Here is a 20,398-nt window from a genome sequence, read left to right on the forward strand (position 1 = left end):
AGGCCGTGGGGTGTCGCGCCTTCGTTCCTTTGTGAACCCCTTCACAAACTTACCGGCCCGCAGTCTACTGCTTTTCCTGTACATAGTGGCAGTCGGGGTGCGGTTCTGTGATCCATGAGGACGGCGTGTCGCCTGGGGCCGCGCAGTCATGATCGTCACGCTAGCAGCAGGCCCCCGGGCGGTCAGAGCCCGGCCAGTGAGGCGATGCAGTCTCGAGACGCTTGCTCGTCGAGCGCCGCCTCCCGCAGCACGTCGAACAGCAGCGAATACCGGTAGACCCGCTCCTCCGCCTCGATCAGCTCCAGCCCCGGATAGTCCTCGGTGTAGACCACGTCGCCGGAGATCGGGCCGAGCAGCCGCATCGAGGGAAATCTCAGATGCACGAAACTCGATAAGTCGATCGGATGCTGCTGCTCCAGCAACATCACGTGAATCGTGATATTCGGCAGGTCGGAAAGCTCCAGAAGATGGCGTAACTGCTCGCGCATCATCGCCGCGTCGGCCTCGCCGAAGCGGCGGCGCAGAGTGGCCTCCTCCACCACCGCCGTGTAGGTCACCCGGTCGTCGGTGAGCAGTTGCTGGCGGCGCATCCGCACCCGGGTCCTGCGCTCGATCTGGGTCGGCGTGGCCAGCTCCACCGCGCGGTACAGCCGCGCCAGCTCCATGGCGTACGCCCGCGTCTGCAGCAGACCGGGCACCACGTTGTTGTGCCACGCGCTGATCACCCGGGCGCCGTCCTCCAGGCCGATGTACTCCAGCGCCACCTCGGCCAGAATGTCGGAGTAGGACTCCCACCAGCCCTTGGGCACATGGTTGCCGGCCAGCTCCAGCAGCAGGTCGGACTCCTCGCCCAGCGCGTCGTAGTGCTTGAGCAACCTGGCCACGTCCTTGGCCGACGGAGCGACCTGCCCGGTCTCCAGCCGGGAGAGCTTGGAGGTCGACCAGTGCAGCGCCTGCGACACCTGGACCCCGTTGAGCCCCGCCTCTTCGCGGAGCCGCCGCAGCTCAGAGGCGAGTTTCCGGCGGCGGAGTGTCGGATTGATCTCCCCGATCACTCAGCCTCCTCTCGGACATTCTTCTGAATATGCCCGCCCCGCTTCCGCGCAATCGTCGCCGGGAAGAATGACTCACGTTCCGCGAGGAATCCCTTCACTCATCCCAGCGGGAATTGCACGGGGCCGCCCGATGGCACACCCTCAGGGTAGCCCGCAGCGGAGAAAGCGGGCCAGATCGAAATGAGGTTTTCGCCAGACGCGAGCGGGCGGATGGTGGGACCCATCCGCCCGGAACCGCGCAGCACCCGACTCTGACCGAAGAGCGGAAATTGGGAGCCGCGGCATGAACGACGCTACACGTGGCGCCGGAGATCGCAAGGGCGGATGGCGGCGATTAGCCGTCGCCGTCAACAGGTGGTTCTGGCGCCGGCCCAACGGTTTCGCGAAGGAGCACGGCTGGGAGATCGACAGGTCGGCCTGGGGCGGGCGGACGTACCGCGACCCCCGGTTCGAGCAGCGCAAGAAGGAGATCCTGGAGTCGCCGCCCCAGGATGAGCCGGTCACCGAGCCGCCGCCGCGCAAGTTCAGCCCAGGGGACGGGTTCCCCAGGAAACATCCGAAGATCGCCAGAGCGCACGGGCCCGCCGCCGTCATGGGGCTGGCCTGGCGATGGCGCAGCGAGGCCGCGCTCGCCGGCACGGTCACGCTGCTGGTCTGGCAAGGGGTCGCCTGGCAAGGGCCGGTGGCGGCACTGCTGCTCGCGGGGGCGGTGCTCGCCGGCGGCGCGATCCCGGCCGTACGCAGGGCCGCGGGGCGGCTGGTCGTCCGTCACCGTTTCCAGGGGCTCTGCCTGCGCACCTCGATGCGCACCCCGGAGGGGCGCCTGCCCCTCGTCATCCGCACCCAGTCGATCCCCGGCGGGACCGCGATCGTGATCTGGTGCAGGTCGGGCATGAGCCCCGAGCTGTTCGAGGACTACATCCCCGAGATCAGGGTCGCCTGCTTCGTCAAGGAGGTCACACTGCACCGCCATCCCCACTGGGCCCACCTGCTGACCATCGAGCTCAGGCGGGCTTGAACCCCCTGTGCATGGCGACGATCCCCATCGTGAGATTGCGCCAGGCCACCCGTTCCCAGCCGGCGTCCTGGATCGTCCGGGCCAGCGTCGGCTGGTCGGGCCAGTCTCTGATCGACTCGGCGAGATACTCGTAGGAGTCGTCGTTGGAGCCGAACACCCTGGCCACCTTCGGCAGCAGCCGCATCAGGTACTCGCGGTAGACCACGTCGAACGCGCCGACCGTCACGTGCGAGAACTCCAGGATCACCAGGCGCCCGCCCGGCTTGGTCACCCGCAGCATCTCCCGCAGCGCCTGCGCGGTGTCGTGCACGTTGCGCAACGCCACCGAGATCGTCACCGCGTCGAAGGCGTCGTCGGCGAACGGCAGCCGCAGCGCGTCACCCGCGATGAACGGCACCCCCGGCCCCGACAACGCGTTGCCGCCGTGCCGCCGCACCCCTGTGCTGAGCATGCCGAAGGAGAAATCGGAGGCGATCGCCCGCGCGCCCAGCGTGGTGAACGCGTCGGTGGACGTGCCCGTGCCCGCCCCCAGGTCGAGCACCAGCTCCCCGGGCCCGGCGTCCACGGCGGCGGCCACCGCCTTGCGCCAGAGCCGCACCTGCCCCAAGGAGATCACGTCATTGACCAGGTCGTAGCGCCGGGCGGTGCGATCGAACATCGCGGCGACCTCGTCCGGCTGTTTGTCCAACTGAGCGCGCGTCATGCTCACACCTTATTGGGCCCGGCCTGCGGGTACGCGGTCATGCCCATCCAGGACAATCAACGGAAAGTAGCCACAGTGCTACCCACAGTCTGCTAGATATTGGCGAATGCTTGCCCGTGTCGCCCTTGCGGCGATCATCGCCTCGTCCCCCGTCGCGCAGCAGCGCGTCGTGGCGGCCGACCCGGTCGACAACACCCCGCACGTGCTCGACGGCATCGTCAACGCCATCACCGTCGTCGGCCGCACCGTCGTCGTCGGCGGGTCGTTCAGCGAAGTCAGCGACGCGTCCAGGTCCACGGTCCACGCGCGCGACAACCTGTTCGCCTACGACCTGGTGACCGGACGCATCCTGCCGGGCTTCGCGCCCAGCGTGGCCGGCCCCGTCTACGGGCTGACGGCCGGCGACCACGGCACCGTCTACGCCGGCGGCGAGTTCCACGGCGTGGACAACCGCAGGGCGCGCGGCCTGGCCAGGCTCAACCTGGCCGACGGCGCGCTGGTGCCCGGCTTCCAGCCGCGCATCGGCGGCGGCATGGTGACCTCGCTGGCCAGGCAGGGCTCCCACCTCTACGTCGGCGGCGACTTCAGCAGCCCGCGCACGGCGCTGGCCCGGCTGGACGCCACCACCGGCGCGCCCGACGCGGGCTTCGCCATCGAGCCGGGCGCGCCGCTGACGTCGCGGGTGAAGGTGTACGCGCTGGCCGTCTCCGGCCGCAGGCTCGCGGTGGACGGCTCGTTCACCACGCTCGACGGCCATTCCCGGCCGCAGCTCGGGCTGATCGACGTCGGCGGGGCGAGCGCCAGAGTGGCCCCGTGGCGGACGGACGCGTACGCGCGCCGGTGCAGCAGCGCCTTCCCCTCCTACGTACGCGGCCTCGACTTCTCCCCCGACGGCCGCTACTTCGTGGTGGTGACCACGGGCGGCGCCAGGGGCGGCATCTGCGACACGGCGGCCAGGTTCGAGACCTGGGCCAGGGGCTCCGCCGTCGCTCCGACCTGGGTGAACAGTACCGGAGGCGACTCTCTCTACGCGGTCGCGGTGACCGGCGCGGCGGTGTACGTGGGCGGGCACCAGCGCTGGCTGGACAATCCGCGCGGCCGTGACTCGGCGGGCCCCGGCGCGGTGTCACGGCCGGGGATCGGCGCCATTCATCCGAGCACCGGAAAGGCCCTCAGTTGGAATCCCACGCGGGAGCGCGGGATCGGGGTGAAGGCGTTTTACGCGCACGCCAGTGGACTACTTGTCGGTAGCGACACAACGAGACTCGGACGGGAGTACCATGCCCGGATTGGCATGTTCCCCCTGCCCTAGTCGTTGTGCGGCTTCGGCCGGTCGATCCTGTCGCTGAGACGCGCACTGACGGCGTCACGCTGCTTGGACAGCAAGACGTAGCTCGCTATGCCGCTGATCAAGAAAGCAGCGGCGATGAGGATCAGTGGGTTTTGGAGTCCGAGCAGGTACAGGACACCCAGGGTCACGAGAAACAAGCCGATCCGCGACGCGGTGTAAACGAGAACGGGACGCACAGGTTCGAGGTTACTCGGACCTGCACAGCGGTCGCTCTTCGCATCGGGCGCGAGCACTGCTACTGTTCCCAGTTAGGGAGTTTCGTAAAGAAACACCCACGAGAGCCCCAAAGAGGCTCTATCATATAACAATCGGGCAGTCAGCTGATAACAACCCGTGATCTTCTTAGAAAACCACGGATAAATCAGGCTTCGCTCGACACACTGGTTACCTGTCCGCCCGCTGGCAGGAAGCGGGATGCGAGGGGGAGAGATTGGTGGAGAGTAGCAGCGAGCGTCTGCTGACCCCAGGAGAGGTTGCCGCCCTCTTCCGGGTAGACCCAAAGACGGTTACACGCTGGGCAGCGGCAGGCCGCATCAGCAGTATCCGCACCCCCGGAGGGCACCGGCGCTTCCGCGAGTCGGAAGTCCACGCCCTTCTCCGAGGCGAGGACGTTCTCACGGCCGACAGGCCAGCAGGTGAGTCCCCGCGCGTCTGACGTTCCGTCTAGTCGGTGATCCTGCACGGCAGGCCGCCTGAACAGCGGTCCTTCCCGCCAGGATCACCGCTGGCGGAACCCACTGTTTCGCGTGCCCTCCCGGCCACACTTCCGTACGGGGAAGGCACGGGGCGGCGCCAACCGCCGACCGTGGCTGGCGCCTGTCCGTCCGTCCGGACCTTGCCTGCTCACCGGACCGGGCCCGTCGTCAGGCGTCTTCCTGCCGCGCCTTGAAGGCCAGGAACTCCCGCTCCAGCTCGTCGTTCTCCTCTTCCCAGCGCCGGCGGCGCGACTGCGCCTCCTCCTCGGTCAGCGACTCCGTCAGCCACTGCTCGTAGTCGGGATCACCAGGCTGGACCTCCACGTAGGCGTTGCCCAGCAGCCGCCCGTCCTGGCTGGTCAGGCTCTGCGGTACGCGCAAGGTCCCGTCCGCGAGCCGGATCACGTACATGGCCGATCACCTAGATTCCGTAGCGCCGGTTGAAGAACAGCATGATGTCGAGCGCCGCCCGCGTATCGCCCCCGAGCATGTCCACCAGAGCCGGGCGCTGACGCGAGGCGATGGCGGCGAAGGCGTCGGCGAAGAACTCCTTGCGGCCCAGCCCGCCGTCCTGACGGTGGAAGGTGGAGGCCAGGAGCGGCACGGCGCAGTCGTACAGGCGCACGAACTCCGGCGAGTCCGACACCCAGTCGCCGTACGGCGAGTCGATGTCGTCGATGGCGTGGCCGACCTCGTGCATCATCACGTCGGGAGTGGGTGAGGGCCGGTCGCCCACCACGATCTTCCTGTCGCCGTACGCGCCGGCGCAGATGTCCCACGTCGCCCGGCTCGACGGGAGCGGCGCCCCGCGCAGGTAGCCCATGTCGTCGAGGTCGGGCACGCCGCCCGGGCCGACGTAGATGCCCTCCAGGCCCGACACGAGCAGTTCCTTCAGCCGCTCGGGCAGCCTGGCCAGGCTCTCCACCGCCCTGATGACGTCCGCCGGCGGCGGGCCCAGCCTGGCGTCCCACTGACGGTGCAGGATCGTCTCCAGCCTGCCGCAGTGCCGCAGGCCGTCGCCCAGCGAGGGGGCGTCGGGGCGGTGGGGGCGGGCTCTGAGGGGGTCGTCGATCAGTTCGAAGTCGTCCCAGGTGTAGCGGGGGCGGTCCACCACCACGGCGGCGGGCAGGCGTTCGCCGCGCTCGCGCACCGTGAAGGCGTCCCAGCTCACCGCTCGCCCCTCCGCACGTGTACCCGGCCCGTTCGCGTAGCCGCTCGGCCCATCCGCGTACCCACCGGGTCCGTTCGCGTAGCCGCCCAGCCCATCCGCGTGTCCGGCCGGACCGTCCATGCGTGCGCCCGGGCCGTCCGTGCGTGCTCCCGGCCCGTCCCGGCGCGTGCCCGGGCGACCGCCGGACGACCCGTTCGCGCGTCTGCCGTCGTGAGGCCCGTCCGTGTGAGGGCTCAGGCGGCCGTCGAGCGGCCACATCGGGCGCTCCAGCCCGTCACCTCCGGGCCACATCATCCTGTCCTGCGCTCCGGACGGCCTCCCCGTCTCACCGCGCCGCCCCGCCCTGCGCGGCTCACCGCCGTCGGTGCGGGTGTCGGACCAGAAGGAACGATCAGCGTCGGGGTGCGCCTCACCACGGCGCGAGAAGAGGTACGAGCCGCGCCGCCACCAACGGCCACGCCGATGCCGTCCTCTGTCGTTGGGTCCCCTGTCGGAAGAAAAGGCCATCGCACCCCTCAACGCCACGTGGAGCCCCATGGACACCGACGCATCGGGTTCCACCGTACGACGCCGATCTTCCGCTAGTCACCCGAAATGGGACATCAGGCAGCACGATCACGCCGAAACATGGCTTACAGTTCGGGACATGGCAGGTGTTCTGATCGGCCTGGCGCTGCTGGCCTTCTGGCTCTTCTCACTGTTCGACGTGGTCACCACACCCGAAGACGAGGTACGGAACGTACCAAAGCCTCTTTGGATCATCATCGTCGTGCTCATCCCGCTGCTCGGCGGCGTGGTGTGGATGGCGCGCGGCCGTCCGCGCGCGCCGAGGGCGGCCTGGCCCGTCCCCCCGGGCCCGGGCGTGCCGAAGGGGCCGGACGACGACCCCGACTTCCTGCGTGACCTCGACCGGCGGATGCGCGGCGACGACGTCGCCTGACCCCTCTAGTCCACGTCGGCGTAGCTGTGCAGACCGTCGATGAAGATGTTGACCCCGATCAGGTTGAACAGGAGGCAGCCGAACGCCACGAGCTGCACGATCGTCGCGGCCCTCCCCCGCCAGCCCGCCGTCACCTTCGCGTGCAGGTAGGCGGCGTAGGCCACCCACGTGATGAACGACCACACCTCCTTGGGGTCCCAGCCCCAGTAGCGGCCCCACGCCCTGTCGGCCCAGAGCGCGCCCGCGATCACGGCGAACGTCCACAGCGGAAAGGCGAACACGATCGCCCGGTGCGCCACCTTCTCCAGGTCGTCGCGCGACGGCAGGCGCGAGACCCCGTCACCGCGAATCAGGTAGAGCACACCGGAGACGCCGGCCAGCGTCAGCAGGCCGCTGGCGATGATCGCCGCGGTGACGTGGATGGCGATCCAGTACGAGTCCAGCGCCGGAACCACCGGCCCCGCGGCCGTGTAGAAGACCTTGACGGCCAGCCCCAGCCCGAGCGCGGCCGTCACCATGACGAAGCCGCCCAGGAAACGCACGTTGTGGCGGAGCTGGGTGCCGAGGAACGCGGTGACGGCGGCGAAGCAGATCGCCACCACGAACTCGTACATGTTGCCCCACGGCCACCGGTCGACGGCCAGGCCACGGGTGACGATGGCGCCGAAGTTGGCGGCCCAGCCGAGCCAGGCGAGCACCAGAGCCACCGTGCCCGCCTTGACGCTGCCGCTGCTCGACGCCTTGCCGGAAGACTCGGCGGGACCCGACGGCTTGACGGGCCCGGAAGGCATGGCCGCCGCGTCGGCGGCGCCTCCGGCCGAGGCGGTCTCTGAGGCGGTCGCTGCGTCGGCCCCTGAGACGGTCGCTGTGACGGCCTCAGAGGTGGCCTCGGCACCGGACACCGCGCCGGAGGCCGTGGCCCCGACCGTGACCGGCTGCTTGGCCTCCACCGGTTTGACGGCCTCCGCCTTGCCGGGCCTGGCCCGGCCGAAGGCCAGCTCTATCGCGAAGCCCACCATGGCCACCACGTAGAGCAGGACGGCTGCGACGACGAAAAGGTCGCTCAGCTCGGCGAGTTGCTCAGCGGACATCTCTCTCTCCTGCTGATAGAACCTTGACGATGTCGGAGAACTCCTCGGCGAAGCCCGCCGCGGAGCCCTCGGTACGGGTCAGGCCGCCCACCTCGACCCTGCCCCCGGAGATCCGTACGAAGACCCGCCGGCGGCGGATCATGAGCGAGAGCGCGATGGCGACGACGGCGGTGCCGGCGGCCAGCAGCGCGGGGAAGCGCCCCGGGTCGTAGGACGTCTGGAGCGTGATCCACTCCTTGACCCCGGTGAACTCGAGCTTGCCCAGCCCGTCGGGCAGCTCCACCGACTGCCCCACGGCCAGCGGCTTGGGCGCGGCGGTGCCCATGACGAGAGGCTTGAGCTTCTTCAGCACCTCGGGCTCGGCCAGCTCGTAGACCGACTGCGGCTTGCCGGAGCGCACGCCCAGGTCGCCGGAGAAGGCACCGAGGAGCTTCACCTCGGGGTTGAGCTCGCCGGGGAAGGCGGAGGCGTAGTCGCCGTTGGTCAGCGGCACGCTGGTCGGCAGGAACCGCAGCAGGAACCCGAGCTGCGACGGCTGCGCGTCGGGCACCTTGACGACGCAGCCCGAGGTCATCGTGGTCTTCTGCTCGATCAGGCAGGGCACGGGCCCTTCGAAGGCCACCTGCCCCTTGCCGTCGGTGACCTTGAAGACGGGCGCGTAGCCGTTGCCGATCAGGTAGAGCTGCGTGCCGTCGACCTCCAGCGGCTCGTTGACCTTGAGCTCGTAGTCGCGGGGCGCGGAGGTGGGCGTGTCGCTCACCTTGAGGTGCGCGGAGTAGTCGAGCGCCTGCCCGCGCTTGTCGCCGGCGAGCTGGTAGGCCACCTTGAACTCCGACAGCGTGAAGGAGAACGGCTCCAGCGACTCGGCCGACACCTGGTTGCCCGGCATGAACCGGTCGTAGGCGGCCACGGTGTTGGCGAACCCGTCGCCCTCGACGACCAGCACGTTGCCGCGGTAGCCGAACAGGGAGCCCGCGCCGATGGCGAGCAGGACGCCGAGCAGGGCGACGTGGAAGAACAGGTTGCCGGTCTCGCGCAGGAAGCCCTTCTCCGCCGACACCCAGCCGTCGCCGGTCACGACGCGGAAGCGCAGCTTGCGCAGCTTCGCGGCGGCCTCGTCCACACTCAGCTCGCTCTCGAAGGAGGCGGAGTGGGGCAGGCGGGACAGGTTCTTGGGGGCGGCGGGCGGCTTGCGGCGCAGCTCGCGCAGGTAGGTGGCGGTGCGCGGGATGATGCAGCCGATCAGCGAGGTGAACAGCAGCAGGTAGACGGCCGCGAACCAGGTCGAGCTGAACACCTCGAAGAGCTGGAGGCGGTCGTACCACTCGGCCAGGGCCGGGCTCTGCTCGTAGATCTGGGCGACCTTGTCGGGCTCGACGCTGCGCTGCGGCACCAGCGAGCCGGGCACCGAGCCCAGGGCCAGCAGGAACAGCAGGATGAGCGCCGTCTTCATCGAGGTGAGCGTGCGCCAGGCCCAGCGCACCCAGGCGACCAGGCCGAAGCCGCCCTGCTTGGGCGCCTGCTCCTTCTCCAGCTCCTGGACGCTCATCAGATCACCGGCTCGAAAGCGCCGATCAAACCCTGCATGGCGGCGATCATCTCTCCCCAGAGCCCGGTCACCAGCAGCACGCCGACGGCCACCAGCATGCCGCCGCCGATCCTGGTGATCAGGCGCGAGTGCTTGCGGATGGCCCGGAACGTGCGCAGCGCCCTGCTGTAGGCCAGCGCCGCGCCCACGAAGGGCAGGCCGAGGCCGAGGGCGTACGCGACGGCCAGGAGGGCGCCGCGGCCGGCGCTGCCTTCGTTGGCCCCGAGCATCAGGACCACGGCCAGCGTGGGGCCGATGCACGGCGTCCAGCCGAGGCCGAACACCACCCCGAGCAGGGGCGCGCCCGCCAGACCCGCGGCCGGCAGGCGGTGGATGCGCACGTCGCGCATCAGGCCGGGCAGCACGCCCAGGAAGGCGAGCCCGAGCACGATGGTGAGCGCGCCCAGCACGCGCGTGATGACCTCGGCGTTGCCCAGCAGGACGTAGCCGATGCTGCCGAACAGCGCTCCGCTGAGCAGGAACACCAGCCCGAACCCGGCCACGAACAGCGAGGTCCCGAGCACCAGCCGCCCCCGCTTGGGGTCGGCGCTCATGCCCGTGACGTACGACAGGTAGCCCGGCACGAGCGGCAGCACGCACGGCGACAGGAACGACACCACCCCTGCCAGCACCGCGATCGGCACGGCCAGCAGCAGCGAGCCGGAGGCGACGACGTCACTCATCGCGCACCTTGGTCACCGTGTTCATCAGGTCGGTGTACTTGACGGCGCCCAGCGCCCTGGCCGCGATCCTGCCCTGCTTGTCGATGATCAGCGTGGACGGGATGGCCGCGGGCGGCACCGTGCCCTGGAAGGCCAGTGCGACCTTGCCGGGCTGGTCGAAGATGTGCGGGTAGCCGGTCTGCTCGGTGCGCTCGAACGCCTTGGCGTCGGCCTGGCGGTCCTTGAAGTCGACGCCGAGGAACTGCACGCCGGTGTCCTTGGTCTTGGCGGCGACCTCCTTGAGCACGGGCGCCTCGGCCCGGCAGGGGCCGCACCAGGAGGCCCAGAAGTTCAGCACGACGACCTTGCCCTTGTGCGCGGCCAGCGAGGCGGTGGCCCCGTCGAGGGTCGGCCCTTCGACGGCGGGCGCGGGCTTGCGCGCGGCGGCCTCGAAGACCTGCATCTTCCCGTCGCCCGCGACGAACCGGGTGTCGCCTGCCTGGGGCTGACCGCCCTGGTTGCCGGCGCAGCCCGCGACCAGTACGGCCAGCGGGAGAAGGAGGGAGATGGACTTGGCGCGCACGGAGGAAGATCTCCTTGTACTACAACCGGTAGAGCTTGCAACTCTACCGGGGTGACCCCACGCTCCGGACATCAGGCCCCGGGGAGCGAGGGCCCCGTCTCCAGTGATCCGGCGGGCTCGCTGTAGCCGATGCTGATCAGCCGGTCGCCGTCGAAGGTGAGGGTGGTCAGGCTGGCCAGCGCGCACTGCCTGCGCCGCGGGTCGTGCCAGAGCCTGCGGCCCTCGGCGGCGCACCTGATGGCCCAGATGGGCAGCTGGTGGCTGACGAGCACGGTCTCGTGCCCGCGCGCCGCCGCCCTGGCCTCGTCGATCATCGACTTCATCCGCCTGACGATGATCGGGTACGCCTCGCCCCACGACGGGCGCAGCGGGTTCCAGAAGTAGCGGTAGTTGCGCCAGTCGCGCAGCACGCCCAGGCCCTGGCCCACGGTGCGGCCCTGCAGCAGGTTGCCGGCCTCGATCAGGCGGGTGTCCTGGACGATCTCCAGGCCGAGCTTGTCGGCGAGCGGCGCCGCCGTCTCCAGGGCGCGTTCGAGCGGCGAGCTGAACAGCTTGACGATGTCGCGACCGCCGACGGCCTTGGCGACCGTCTCGGCCATGAGCTGACCTGTCTCGGACAGGTGGAAATCGGGCAGCCTGCCGTACAGGATGCCGCCGGGATTGTGCACCTCACCGTGGCGCAGCAGGTGGACGACGGTGGTTTCAGCCATGGTGGGCACAGCCTATCCGCTCGCCCGAGCCGTGCGGCGTGACGCCCCCGGTCGCTCAGTTGACCGCCCAGGCGTTCTCCTGTTTCCTGCTCGACTCCACCAGCGCCTCCACCATGGCCCTGATGGCGGGGCGGCGGGCCGCGTCCGTGCGCCACACCGCGTAGATGCGCCGCGACTGGCGCGGCAGCAGCGGGACGAGCCGCGCGCCGTCGGGAACGCAGTCGCGGCCGAGCCGCGGCACGATGGCGCAGCCGAGACCGGCCGCGACCAGCGCGAGCTGGGTCGGGTACTCGTCGGCCATGCAGGCGATCACCGGCTCCAGCGAGGCGCTGCGAAGGGTGAAGACCAGCCAGTCGTGGCAGACGGTGCCGGGCGAGCCGCTGATCCACTGTTCGCCGCGCAGCGCGGACAGCTCGATCTCCCGCTCGCCCGCCATCGGATGGTCCGCAGGCACGGCGACGTCGGCCACGTCGTCGAGCAGAGTGGCCTTGGACAGGCCGTCGGGGATGGCCATGGGGCGGTTCATCCAGTCCTGGATCACGCCCAGGTCCAGCTCGCCCCTGGCGACCTCGCGCACGACCCGCTCGGGCTCGCGCTCGGTGAGCTGCACCCACAGGTCGGGATGGCGCTGCTTGAGCGAGACCAGCGCGCCGGGCATGAGGCCGCGCGTGGCGGTGGCGAAGGCTGCGACGTTGAGGCGGCCGACGACCTCGCCGCGCAGCGCCTCGAAGTCGGCCTCGGCGGTCTCGACCAGGGCGAGGATGCGCTCGGCGTGCTCGGCCAGCAGGCCGGCGGCGTCCGTCAGGCGCACGCCGCGCCCGTTGCGCTCCATCAGGCGGGCCCCGGTCTCGCGCTCCAGCTTGGCGATCTGCTGCGAGACGGCCGAGGGCGTGACCATGAGAGCGTCGGCCGCCGCGCCGACCGAACCGTAGACGTGCACGGCGTGAAGAGCCTTGAGCCGGTTCAGGTCCAACATGTAAGTCAGCCTAAACGGTTTAGCGTAGAAAGTCTCGCTTGTCGTTGAATGTGTAGCAGATGAAAATAGATGCATGAGAATCCTGAAGACGAAGAAGCAGCAGACCAGCTCCGTGTCGTACCTCAAGACCCTTGCCGAGCAGGCTCGCGAGCAGCGCATCCGTTACCAGAAGCCCGCCCGCTGAGACGACGTCCCCGCCTCGTCGTTCACAGGGTGGCGGCGGCCGCCTCCGCGGCGGCGGGCAGCGCCTCCGCCACCAGGCCCAGCGCCTCGTCATCGTGCGAGGCCGACAGGAACCACGCCTCGTACGCCGACGGCGGCAGGTAGACGCCCTGGTCGAGCATCGAGTGGAAGAACGCGGTGAAGGCCGCGGTGTTCTGCGTCTTGGCCTCGGCGAAGCTCGTCACCTCGGTGTCGGTGAAGAAGATCGAGAACAGGCTGCCCGCCCGCTGCAGCCGGTGCGGCACCCCCGCCTTGGTCAGCGCCTCGGCGGCCAGGTCGCCCACCTTGAGCGCCGCCGCGTCCACGCGGGCGTACGCCTCGGCGTCCAGCGCCCGCAGCGTGGCCAGCCCGGCGGCGCAGGCCAGCGGGTTGCCCGACAGCGTGCCCGCCTGGTAGACGGGCCCCTCGGGCGCGAGGTTGGCCATCACGTCCGCCCGGCCGCCGAACGCGGCCGCCGGCAGGCCGCCGCCCATGACCTTGCCGAACGTCATCAGGTCGGCGTCGACAGGGTCGAGGCCGTACCAGCCCGCCGGGGAGACCCGGAAGCCGGTCAGCACCTCGTCCACGATGAGCAGCGCGCCGTTGGCGGTGCACAGCTCGCGCAGGCGCGCGTTGAAGCCGTCGCGCGGCGGCACGACGCCCATGTTGGCGGGGCACGCCTCGGTGATCACGCAGGCGATCTCCGCGGCGGCGAACGCCTCCTCGACGGCCGCGAGGTCGTTGTACGGCAGCACGATCGTGTCGGCGGCCGACGCCCCGGTCACCCCGGGCGTGTCGGGCAGCCCGAACGTCGCCACCCCCGACCCGGCCGAGGCCAGCAGCGCGTCCACGTGCCCGTGGTAGCAGCCCGCGAACTTGATCACCTTGGACCGGCCGGTGAACCCCCTGGCCAGCCGCACCGCGCTCATCGTCGCCTCGGTGCCCGAGCTGACCAGCCGCACCTTCTCCACAGGGGCCACCCGCGAGACGAGCTCCTCGGCCAGCTCCACCTCGCCCCGCGTGGCGGTGCCGTAGGAGAACCCGCTGGCGACGGCGCGCTCGACGGCCTCCACGACGGCGGGATGGCGGTGCCCGAGGATCATCGGGCCCCATGAGCACACGAGATCGACGTAGCGGTTGCCGTCGACGTCGGTGATGTACGGCCCCTGCCCCGAGGCCATGAAACGCGGCGTGCCGCCCACCGAGTTGAACGCGCGCACCGGCGAGTTGACGCCTCCCGGCACGATCTGGCGGGCGCGGGCGAACAGGGCCTCAGAAGTCTGCGTACGGCTCACCGGAACAGGTTATCCGGCCGGGTTCGCGCTCGGTCGGCCAGCCACTCCAGGACGCCTCCCCGCTCAGTCGGCCAGCCACTCCAGGATGCGCAGCGGGTCGGGCAGCGGGCGGCCGTCCGGCGGGCGCAGCCAGGAGACGGGCTGCCCGCTCGGCAGGGTCGAGGGCGGGGCCAGGACGTAGCTGTCGCGGCAGTGCCAGCGCAGGCCCGGCGTGTCGTCGATGGTGGCGGGGTCGCAGTCGAGCTGGCACGACCACCACTCGTCCTCGTCCTCCGGGTTGCCGCGGGTGGCCACGTAGAACAAGACCCGGTCGCCGTTGGCGGCGACCGGGCCTGAGTGGGCGTCGGCGGCGTCGATCCGGGTGAGGGCCGACAGACCGGAGGTGAGTGGTACGTCGAAGACGTCGAACACGCGCCCCGTGGGCAGGATCACATTGGCATCCGGATCGGCCTGCCACCAGCGCGTGAGCAGCGTGGTGTCGGTGGTGGCCTGCATGTGCCAGGCGGGCGAGAGCGGATGAGCGCCGGGGTCGGGACAGCCGACGCGGTCACAGGAGCACGCGCGCGGCCCGTGACGCAGCGGATGGGCTCCCGGCACGACGGGCCACCCCAGGGCGGCGTACTCCAGCACGGCCGTGATGCGTGTCGGCCGTGCCTGCTTCTGGGCCCGCTTTTTGGTACGCCGAGCCAGTGGTACCCCCACCATGGTGTCTCCCGTTCGACTCACAGCGCCTGAGGAGGCCCCGACACCGGACGGACGGCAGCCGCGTCGAACGGCCTGCCGCAAGCACCTACGCACACGCGGGACACACCAGCACTTGTCATGCAACTCTAACCCACGGGCCCCATGAGTTGACGGGAAACCCCTTGGTTAGAGCCGTCGTGCCACTTCTGTAGCCCAGTATGTCAAGATCATGTCGGCGCCCGCCCGCTTGATCGCGACCAGCGACTCCATGATCATTCGCTCCCGGTCCACCCAGCCGTTGGCCGCGGCGGCCTCGACCATCGCGTACTCGCCGCTGACCTGGTAGGCGGCCACCGGCACGTCCACCTCGGCGCGGAACTGGGCGATGACGTCCAGGTAGGCCAGCGCCGGCTTGACCATCACCATGTCGGCGCCCTCCGCCAGGTCGAGGCGGACCTCGCGCAGCGCCTCCCGCAGCGGCCCGGCCGGGTCCTGCTGGTGGGTGCTGCGGTCGCCGAACTGCGGCGCGCACTCGGCGGCGTCGCGGAACGGGCCGAAGAAGGCGGAGGCGTACTTGGCGGAGTAGGCCAGGATGGGCACGCCGCCGTGACCGGCGGCGTCGAGCGCCGACCTGATCGCGCCCACCTGGCCGTCCATCATCCCGCTCGGCGCCACCACCTGCGACCCGGCCTCCACCTGGGCGACCGCGATCGAGGCGTAGCGCTCCAGCGTCAGGTCGTTGTCCACGTCGCCGGACGGGGTGAGGATCCCGCAGTGCCCGTTGTCGGTGAACTCGTCGAGGCACGTGTCGGCCATCACCACGATCGAGTCGCCCACCTCGGCGGCCACGTCGCGCAGCGCCACCTGGAGCACCCCGTCGGGGTCGTCGGCGGCCGAGCCGCGGGCGTCCTTCACCGCCGGGATGCCGAACAGGATGACGCCGCCCACGCCCGCCTCGGCGGCGTCGTGGGCGGCCTTGCGCAGCGAGTCGCGGGTGTGCTGGTAGACCCCCGGCATCGAGGCCACGGGCTGCGGCTCGGTGATGCCTTCCTTGGCGAACATCGGCAGGATCAGGTCGGCGGCGTGCAGCCTGGTGCCCGCCACCATCCGGCGCAGCGCGGGATCACGGCGCAGCCGCCTGGGACGGGCGACCGGGAATTGCGCGCTCATTTGGCTCTCCTTCTGGCGCCGCGGCGGTTCTGGGAGGGCCTGCGCGGGGTGTCTCCCGCCGCCAGGGCCGCCTGGCGCTGCTTGGCTCCGAACTCGGCCACCGCGGCGGCCAGGGCGGAGGCTGAGGGCTTGTCGGCCATGACGTCCACCCGGAGCCCGAACTCCTCGGCCGTCTTGGCCGTCTGCGGCCCGATGACCGCGATCACGGTGACGTTGTGCGGCTTGCCCGCGATGCCCACGAGGTTGCGCACCGTGGAGGAGGACGTGAAGAGCACGGCGTCGAAGCCGCCGCCCTTGATGGCCTCGCGGATGGGCGCGGGCGGCGGGGCGGCCCGCACGGTGCGGTACGCGGTGACGTCGTCGCACTCCCAGCCCAGCTCGGTGAGCCCGGCCACGAGCGTGTCGGTGGAGATGTCGGCCCTGGGGAGCAGCACCCGGTTGATCGGGTCGAGCATCGAGTCGTACGGCGGCCACTCGGCCACCAGCCCCTCGGACGACTGCTCGCCGGAGGGCAGCAGGTCAGGCTTGACGCCGAACTCGACCAGGGCCCGCGCGGTGGCGTCGCCCACGGCGGCCACCTTCAGCCCGGCGAAGGCGCGGGCGTCGAGGCCGTACTCCTCGAACTTCTCGCGCACCGCCTTGACCGCGTTCGCGCTGGTGAAGGCCACCCACTCGTAGCGGCCCGTGACCAGGCCCTTGATCGCGCGGTCCATCTGCTGCGGCGTGCGGGGCGGCTCGACCGAGATGGTCGGCACCTCCTCGGGCACCGCGCCGTAGGCGACGAGCTGCTCGGACATGGCGCGCGACTGCTCCTTGGTGCGGGGCACCAGCACCCGCCAGCCGAACAGCGGCTTGGTCTCGAACCACGACAGCTTGTCGCGCTGCCCCACGGCGTCGCCGACCACGATCAGCGCGGGCTCGGTGAAGCCGGCGTGCTTGAGGTCGGCCTGGAGCCGGCCGAGCGAGGACACGACGGTGTACTGCTCGGTGGTGGTGCCGCCGCTGCTGACGGCGACGGGCGTGGTGTCGGGCTTGCCGCCGGCGATCAGCGCCTTGCCGATGGCCACGGCGTCGCCGATGCCGTTGTAGACGACCAGCGTGCCGCGGCAGGCGGCGTGGGCGGCCCAGTCCTGCTCCTGGGCGGCGTCCACGACGCGGAACTCGGGCACCGCCGTCGCCGGCGGGATGCCCGCGTAGGCGAGCACCGCGGTCGCGGGCGGCACGCCGGGCACGATCTCGAAGTCCACCTCCGCCGCGGTGCAGGCCGCGGCCTCCTCCGTGATCGAGGAGAACAGCATCGGGTCGCCCTCGCACAGGCGCACGACGAGCTTCCCCTGTGCGGCGCGCCGCACGTAGTCGGCGCCGGGCGCCTCGGCGACCTCGACGTCTTCACGGCAGTGGCGCAGCAGCGGGGATTGCGTCTCGACGTCGAGCACGACCACGTCGGCCTTGGCGAGCAGCTCGGCGGCGCGGAGCGTCAGCAGGTTGGGGTCGCCGGGACCCGCGCCCACGAACGCGACGAAACCGGAGGTTGGACTATCGGAGCTCAATGGGAATGCTCCCCCATCAATCTGTCGGCCCCTTCGGCGATCATCTCGGCCGCTAGGAGGCGGCCCAGGTTCGCAGCCTCCGAAGGAGAGCCGGCGGCGGACTTGCGGACCGATTCGCGGCCGTCGATGGAGACGACCACGGCGGTCAGGTTCAGAGTTTGCCCGTCATCGACCGCGAACGCACCCACCGGAGCGGCGCACCCGGCCTCCAGGGCGGCCAGCAGGGCCCGTTCGGCGGTCACCGCGGAGCGGGTCCGCGGGTCGTCGAGCACGCGCAGGAAGTCGACGACGTCGGCGCGGTCGGCGCGGCACTCCACGGCCAGCGCGCCCTGGCCTGGCGCGGGCAGCAGCTCGTCGACCTCGAAGATCTGTGAGATCTCCGCGTCGCGGCCGAGCCGGTCGAGCCCGGCGGTCGCCAGCACGACCGCGTCGAGCTCGCCGGAATTGACTTTGCCGATGCGCGTGTCGGCGTTGCCGCGGATCGGGACGTACTCGAGGTCGGGACGGAGCGCGCTGAGCATGGCGACGCGGCGCGGCGAGCCGGTGCCGACCTTGGCCCCGGGGGCCAGGTCGGCGAACTTGTGCGTGCCCACCAGCGCGTCGCGGTGGTCGTGGCGGGCCGGAAGGGCGGCCAGCGTGAAGCGCGGGTCCTGCTTGGTCGGCAGGTCCTTCAGCGAGTGGACGGCGAAGTCGACCTCGTACTCCAGGAGCTTGTCGCGCAGCGCGCTGACGAACACGCCCGTGCCGCCGAGCTGCGCCAGGTGCGCCTTGGTGACGTCGCCGAACGTCGTGACGCCGACGAGCTCGACCGCCCGGCCGGTGCGCGCGACGTAGGCGTCGGCCACCATCCCGGACTGCGTGGTCGCCAGGAGGCTGCGGCGGGTCCCGAGCCGCAGCGCGCCGGACCGCGACGTCACAGCTCCACCTCCCTCACGGCCTCGGGCACCTTCGGATCCAGATCGAACAGCTCACGCAGGGCTTCCGCATAATGATCGCCCCCTGGGCAGGCGGCGAGCTGCTTGACACGCACAGTGGGCTCGTGAAGCAGCTTGTCGACCACCCGCTGGACGGTCATCGCGACCTCGTCCCTGGCCCGCTCGTCGAGGTCGGGCACGCGCATCAGCAGGCGGCCCAGCTCGGACTCGACCACGCCGGCCGCCTTGCTGCGCAGCGCCACCACGGTCGGGGTGACCTTGGCGGCCCGCTCGGCGTCGAGGTAGGCGCGCAGCTCGTCGGAGACGAGGGCGCGTACGGACTGCACGGCGTCGCCCTCGCGCAAGCCGATGCCGGACTCCTGGATCGTCTCCAGGTCGACCAGCGTGACGCCGGGCACGGCGCGCACGGCGGGGTCGATGTCGTGCGGCAGCGCCAGGTCGAGCAGGAACGCGGGCCTGGTGAGCATGCCGGGCGTGATGACGTGCCGCCCGGCGCCTGTGCAGGTGATGACGAGGTCGGCGCCGGCCAGCTCGTCGGCCACGGCGGCGAACTCGACGGCCCGCCCGCCGACGGACTCGGCCAGCCGGGCGCCCCGCTCGTACGTGCGGTTGGCCACGACGATGTCGCTCACCCCCGCGCGCGCCAGCGTGGCGGCGGCCAGCGAGCTCATCGAGCCCGCGCCGATCACCAGGGCGCGCCGCCCGGCCAGCTCGCCCGCCAGCGCGAGGCCGGCGGTGACGAGGGAGGCGCCGTGCTTGTCGATGCCGGTGTCGGTCTGGGCCCGCTTGCCGACCCGCAGGGCCTGCTGGACCAGCTCGTTGAGGGTGGCGCCGACGGTGCCCTGCCGCTGCGCCAGCTTGAGCGCCTGGCGGACCTGGCCGAGGATCTGGCCCTCGCCGACCACCATCGAGTCGAGCCCGCACACCACGGAGAACAGGTGCTCGACCGCCCGCTCCTCGTAGTGCACGTAGAAGTGCGGCGTCAGCTCCTCGACCGGGACGCCGGAGTGCACGCCCAGGAGGTTGCTGATGGCCGTGACGGCGGCGTGGAAGCGGTCGACCGTGACGTAGACCTCGACCCGGTTGCAGGTCGAGACCACCATGGCCTCCGCGACGCAGGGATCCTGCTGCACGTCGTGCAGAAGCTTGACGAGAGCGTCGCCCGTCACCGAGACGCGCTCCAGCAGCGCCACCGGCGCGGTGCGGTGGCTCAGTCCGATAGCCAGAACACTCATTGACTGTCCACCGCCATGAGTGGCCCCCCAGCTTTGCGTTGCTCGTGGAACGCGAGAATCTGCAGTTCTATGGATAGATCGACCTTACGGACATCGACGCCGTCGGGCACGGTGAGCACCACGGGAGCGAAGTTCAGGATGCTGGTGACGCCCACGGCGATCACGCGATCGCACACTTCCTGCGCCGCTGCCGCCGGTGTCGCCAGAACCACGATCGATACTCCACGCCGTTTGATCACGGCTTCCAGGTCGTCGATGTGCTCCACATTCAATCCCGCGATGGTGTCGCCCACCACTTCGGGGTCGGCGTCCACGAGCGCCGCGACCCGGAAGCCCCGGGAGACGAAGCCGCCGTAGTTGGCCAGCGCACGGCCGAGGTTACCGACTCCGACGATCGCGACCGCCCAGTCTTGCGTCAGACCGAGCTCACGGGAGATCTGATAGACGAGGTACTCGACGTCATAGCCTACGCCGCGCGTGCCGTACGAGCCGAGATGTGACAGGTCCTTGCGCAACTTCGCGGAATTGACCCCGGCGGCGACGGCCAGGTCCTCGGAGCTGACGGTCGCGATGCCCCGCTCGGCCATCCCGTGCAGCGCCCTGAGGTACAGCGGAAGCCTGGCGACCGTCGCCTCGGGGATACCGCGGTCACGGGGCTGGGACGGGCTCTTCACGTGCCGGTGCTCCAGGGTAGGGGCGGCTTGGGGACCGCGTATACGGAATGGAACCGTCTTTCAGGTTAATCCCTTTGTGAACCGATGCACAAAGTCGGCGGGGTACGGTTG

22 protein-coding genes are annotated in these 20,398 nt (G+C 70.6%); 4 read left to right on the top strand and 18 right to left on the bottom strand.

Translation table 11 applies throughout. From position 1 onward, the window contains the following. Positions 1 to 182: 182 nt before the first annotated feature. On the bottom strand, positions 183 to 1,055 hold the full coding sequence (locus tag ABD331_RS40570; protein ID WP_344487502.1) for a helix-turn-helix domain-containing protein: 873 nt from the start codon (positions 1,053 to 1,055) through the stop codon (positions 183 to 185). 283 nt (positions 1,056 to 1,338) lie between these two features. On the opposite strand from ABD331_RS40570, the gene ABD331_RS40575 reads away from it, so the two are divergent. After that, a complete protein-coding gene (locus ABD331_RS40575) occupies positions 1,339 to 2,073 on the top strand; it encodes a hypothetical protein (protein WP_344487504.1) in 735 nt (244 codons plus the stop codon). Here ABD331_RS40575 and ABD331_RS40580 read toward each other — a convergent pair. Further along, positions 2,060 to 2,776, bottom strand: a complete 717-nt coding sequence (locus ABD331_RS40580; RefSeq protein WP_344487506.1) for a demethylmenaquinone methyltransferase — start codon at positions 2,774 to 2,776, stop codon at positions 2,060 to 2,062. The genes ABD331_RS40575 and ABD331_RS40580 overlap by 14 nt on opposite strands. A 106-nt stretch (positions 2,777 to 2,882) precedes the next feature. On the opposite strand from ABD331_RS40580, the gene ABD331_RS40585 reads away from it, so the two are divergent. Continuing rightward, positions 2,883 to 4,088: a hypothetical protein gene (locus ABD331_RS40585; protein WP_344487509.1), complete on the top strand. Its 1,206-nt coding sequence runs from the start codon at positions 2,883 to 2,885 to the stop codon at positions 4,086 to 4,088. Here the strand turns inward: ABD331_RS40585 and ABD331_RS40590 are convergent. Continuing rightward, positions 4,085 to 4,303 carry a DUF4229 domain-containing protein gene (locus tag ABD331_RS40590; RefSeq protein ID WP_148441651.1) on the bottom strand — a complete coding sequence of 73 codons (219 nt, stop codon included), beginning with the start codon at positions 4,301 to 4,303 and terminating at the stop codon, positions 4,085 to 4,087. The genes ABD331_RS40585 and ABD331_RS40590 overlap by 4 nt on opposite strands. Positions 4,304 to 4,560: 257 nt before the next feature. Between ABD331_RS40590 and ABD331_RS40595 the strand changes: the two genes are divergently transcribed. Beyond that, entirely contained in the window at positions 4,561 to 4,782 is a 222-nt protein-coding gene (locus ABD331_RS40595) for a BldC family transcriptional regulator (RefSeq protein ID WP_026214226.1), read from the top strand. A gap of 208 nt (positions 4,783 to 4,990) precedes the next feature. Here the strand turns inward: ABD331_RS40595 and ABD331_RS40600 are convergent, their stop codons facing one another. Together ABD331_RS40600 and ABD331_RS40605 are read right to left on the bottom strand one after the other, a co-directional pair. Beyond that, positions 4,991 to 5,233, bottom strand: a complete 243-nt coding sequence (locus ABD331_RS40600) for a hypothetical protein (protein WP_344487513.1) — start codon at positions 5,231 to 5,233, stop codon at positions 4,991 to 4,993. 10 nt (positions 5,234 to 5,243) lie between these two features. Next, positions 5,244 to 5,993 (bottom strand): hypothetical protein, encoded by a 750-nt coding sequence (locus tag ABD331_RS40605; RefSeq protein ID WP_344487515.1) that lies wholly within the window; start codon positions 5,991 to 5,993, stop codon positions 5,244 to 5,246. Positions 5,994 to 6,639: 646 nt separating this feature from the next. On the opposite strand from ABD331_RS40605, the gene ABD331_RS40610 reads away from it, so the two are divergent. Further along, positions 6,640 to 6,933 (top strand): PLDc N-terminal domain-containing protein, encoded by a 294-nt coding sequence (locus ABD331_RS40610; protein WP_344487517.1) that lies wholly within the window; start codon positions 6,640 to 6,642, stop codon positions 6,931 to 6,933. Positions 6,934 to 6,938: 5 nt separating this feature from the next. Here ABD331_RS40610 and ccsB read toward each other — a convergent pair whose 3' ends face one another. From ccsB to ABD331_RS40675, 13 genes are all read right to left on the bottom strand, one after another. Next, complete coding sequence (gene ccsB, locus ABD331_RS40615) at positions 6,939 to 8,024, bottom strand: c-type cytochrome biogenesis protein CcsB (protein WP_344487519.1); 1,086 nt, start codon at positions 8,022 to 8,024, stop codon at positions 6,939 to 6,941. After that, positions 8,014 to 9,573 carry a cytochrome c biogenesis protein ResB gene (gene resB, locus ABD331_RS40620; protein WP_344487521.1) on the bottom strand — a complete coding sequence of 520 codons (1,560 nt, stop codon included), beginning with the start codon at positions 9,571 to 9,573 and terminating at the stop codon, positions 8,014 to 8,016. The genes ccsB and resB overlap by 11 nt, the downstream gene beginning before the upstream one ends. Beyond that, complete coding sequence (locus ABD331_RS40625; protein ID WP_344487523.1) at positions 9,573 to 10,295, bottom strand: cytochrome c biogenesis CcdA family protein; 723 nt, start codon at positions 10,293 to 10,295, stop codon at positions 9,573 to 9,575. Before ABD331_RS40625 ends, resB begins: the two co-directional genes overlap by 1 nt. Next, positions 10,288 to 10,857, bottom strand: a complete 570-nt coding sequence (locus ABD331_RS40630; RefSeq protein WP_344487525.1) for a TlpA family protein disulfide reductase — start codon at positions 10,855 to 10,857, stop codon at positions 10,288 to 10,290. The genes ABD331_RS40625 and ABD331_RS40630 overlap by 8 nt, the downstream gene beginning before the upstream one ends. A gap of 71 nt (positions 10,858 to 10,928) precedes the next feature. After that, entirely contained in the window at positions 10,929 to 11,567 is a 639-nt protein-coding gene (locus ABD331_RS40635) for a histidine phosphatase family protein (protein WP_148441658.1), read from the bottom strand. 55 nt (positions 11,568 to 11,622) lie between these two features. Continuing rightward, positions 11,623 to 12,543 carry a LysR family transcriptional regulator gene (locus ABD331_RS40640; RefSeq protein ID WP_344487527.1) on the bottom strand — a complete coding sequence of 307 codons (921 nt, stop codon included), beginning with the start codon at positions 12,541 to 12,543 and terminating at the stop codon, positions 11,623 to 11,625. Between the two features lie 206 nt (positions 12,544 to 12,749). After that, the gene (hemL, locus tag ABD331_RS40645) at positions 12,750 to 14,039 is read right to left on the bottom strand and encodes a glutamate-1-semialdehyde 2,1-aminomutase (protein ID WP_344487529.1); all 1,290 of its coding nucleotides are present in this window, start codon (positions 14,037 to 14,039) and stop codon (positions 12,750 to 12,752) included. A gap of 63 nt (positions 14,040 to 14,102) precedes the next feature. Then, a complete protein-coding gene (locus tag ABD331_RS40650) occupies positions 14,103 to 14,744 on the bottom strand; it encodes a bifunctional DNA primase/polymerase (protein ID WP_344487531.1) in 642 nt (213 codons plus the stop codon). 165 nt (positions 14,745 to 14,909) lie between these two features. Beyond that, on the bottom strand, positions 14,910 to 15,893 hold the full coding sequence (gene hemB, locus ABD331_RS40655) for a porphobilinogen synthase (protein ID WP_344487533.1): 984 nt from the start codon (positions 15,891 to 15,893) through the stop codon (positions 14,910 to 14,912). After that, positions 15,890 to 17,404, bottom strand: a complete 1,515-nt coding sequence (locus ABD331_RS40660; protein WP_344487535.1) for a bifunctional uroporphyrinogen-III C-methyltransferase/uroporphyrinogen-III synthase — start codon at positions 17,402 to 17,404, stop codon at positions 15,890 to 15,892. The genes hemB and ABD331_RS40660 overlap by 4 nt, the downstream gene beginning before the upstream one ends. Before the next feature lie 35 nt (positions 17,405 to 17,439). Further along, positions 17,440 to 18,360 carry a hydroxymethylbilane synthase gene (hemC, locus tag ABD331_RS40665; RefSeq protein ID WP_344487537.1) on the bottom strand — a complete coding sequence of 307 codons (921 nt, stop codon included), beginning with the start codon at positions 18,358 to 18,360 and terminating at the stop codon, positions 17,440 to 17,442. Beyond that, complete coding sequence (locus tag ABD331_RS40670; protein WP_344487539.1) at positions 18,357 to 19,613, bottom strand: glutamyl-tRNA reductase; 1,257 nt, start codon at positions 19,611 to 19,613, stop codon at positions 18,357 to 18,359. Before ABD331_RS40670 ends, hemC begins: the two co-directional genes overlap by 4 nt. After that, positions 19,610 to 20,287 carry a redox-sensing transcriptional repressor Rex gene (locus tag ABD331_RS40675; protein WP_344487541.1) on the bottom strand — a complete coding sequence of 226 codons (678 nt, stop codon included), beginning with the start codon at positions 20,285 to 20,287 and terminating at the stop codon, positions 19,610 to 19,612. The genes ABD331_RS40670 and ABD331_RS40675 overlap by 4 nt, the downstream gene beginning before the upstream one ends. Positions 20,288 to 20,398: the final 111 nt, after the last annotated feature.

It is taken from the genome of Nonomuraea monospora (assembly GCF_039531895.1).
Taxonomy (GTDB): domain Bacteria; phylum Actinomycetota; class Actinomycetes; order Streptosporangiales; family Streptosporangiaceae; genus Nonomuraea; species Nonomuraea monospora.

Coding starts and splice junctions, on each gene's coding strand:
- ABD331_RS40650 (WP_344487531.1), bottom strand. CDS start 14,744: ATGGTGGGGGTACCACTGGCTCGGCGTACCAAAAAGCGGGCCCAGAAG.
- hemB (WP_344487533.1), bottom strand. CDS start 15,893: ATGAGCGCGCAATTCCCGGTCGCCCGTCCCAGGCGGCTGCGCCGTGAT.
- ABD331_RS40610 (WP_344487517.1), top strand. CDS start 6,640: ATGGCAGGTGTTCTGATCGGCCTGGCGCTGCTGGCCTTCTGGCTCTTC.
- ABD331_RS40580 (WP_344487506.1), bottom strand. CDS start 2,776: ATGACGCGCGCTCAGTTGGACAAACAGCCGGACGAGGTCGCCGCGATG.
- ABD331_RS40625 (WP_344487523.1), bottom strand. CDS start 10,295: ATGAGTGACGTCGTCGCCTCCGGCTCGCTGCTGCTGGCCGTGCCGATC.
- ABD331_RS40575 (WP_344487504.1), top strand. CDS start 1,339: ATGAACGACGCTACACGTGGCGCCGGAGATCGCAAGGGCGGATGGCGG.
- ccsB (WP_344487519.1), bottom strand. CDS start 8,024: ATGTCCGCTGAGCAACTCGCCGAGCTGAGCGACCTTTTCGTCGTCGCA.
- ABD331_RS40635 (WP_148441658.1), bottom strand. CDS start 11,567: ATGGCTGAAACCACCGTCGTCCACCTGCTGCGCCACGGTGAGGTGCAC.
- ABD331_RS40585 (WP_344487509.1), top strand. CDS start 2,883: ATGCTTGCCCGTGTCGCCCTTGCGGCGATCATCGCCTCGTCCCCCGTC.
- ABD331_RS40600 (WP_344487513.1), bottom strand. CDS start 5,233: ATGTACGTGATCCGGCTCGCGGACGGGACCTTGCGCGTACCGCAGAGC.
- ABD331_RS40670 (WP_344487539.1), bottom strand. CDS start 19,613: ATGAGTGTTCTGGCTATCGGACTGAGCCACCGCACCGCGCCGGTGGCG.
- ABD331_RS40640 (WP_344487527.1), bottom strand. CDS start 12,543: ATGTTGGACCTGAACCGGCTCAAGGCTCTTCACGCCGTGCACGTCTAC.
- resB (WP_344487521.1), bottom strand. CDS start 9,573: ATGAGCGTCCAGGAGCTGGAGAAGGAGCAGGCGCCCAAGCAGGGCGGC.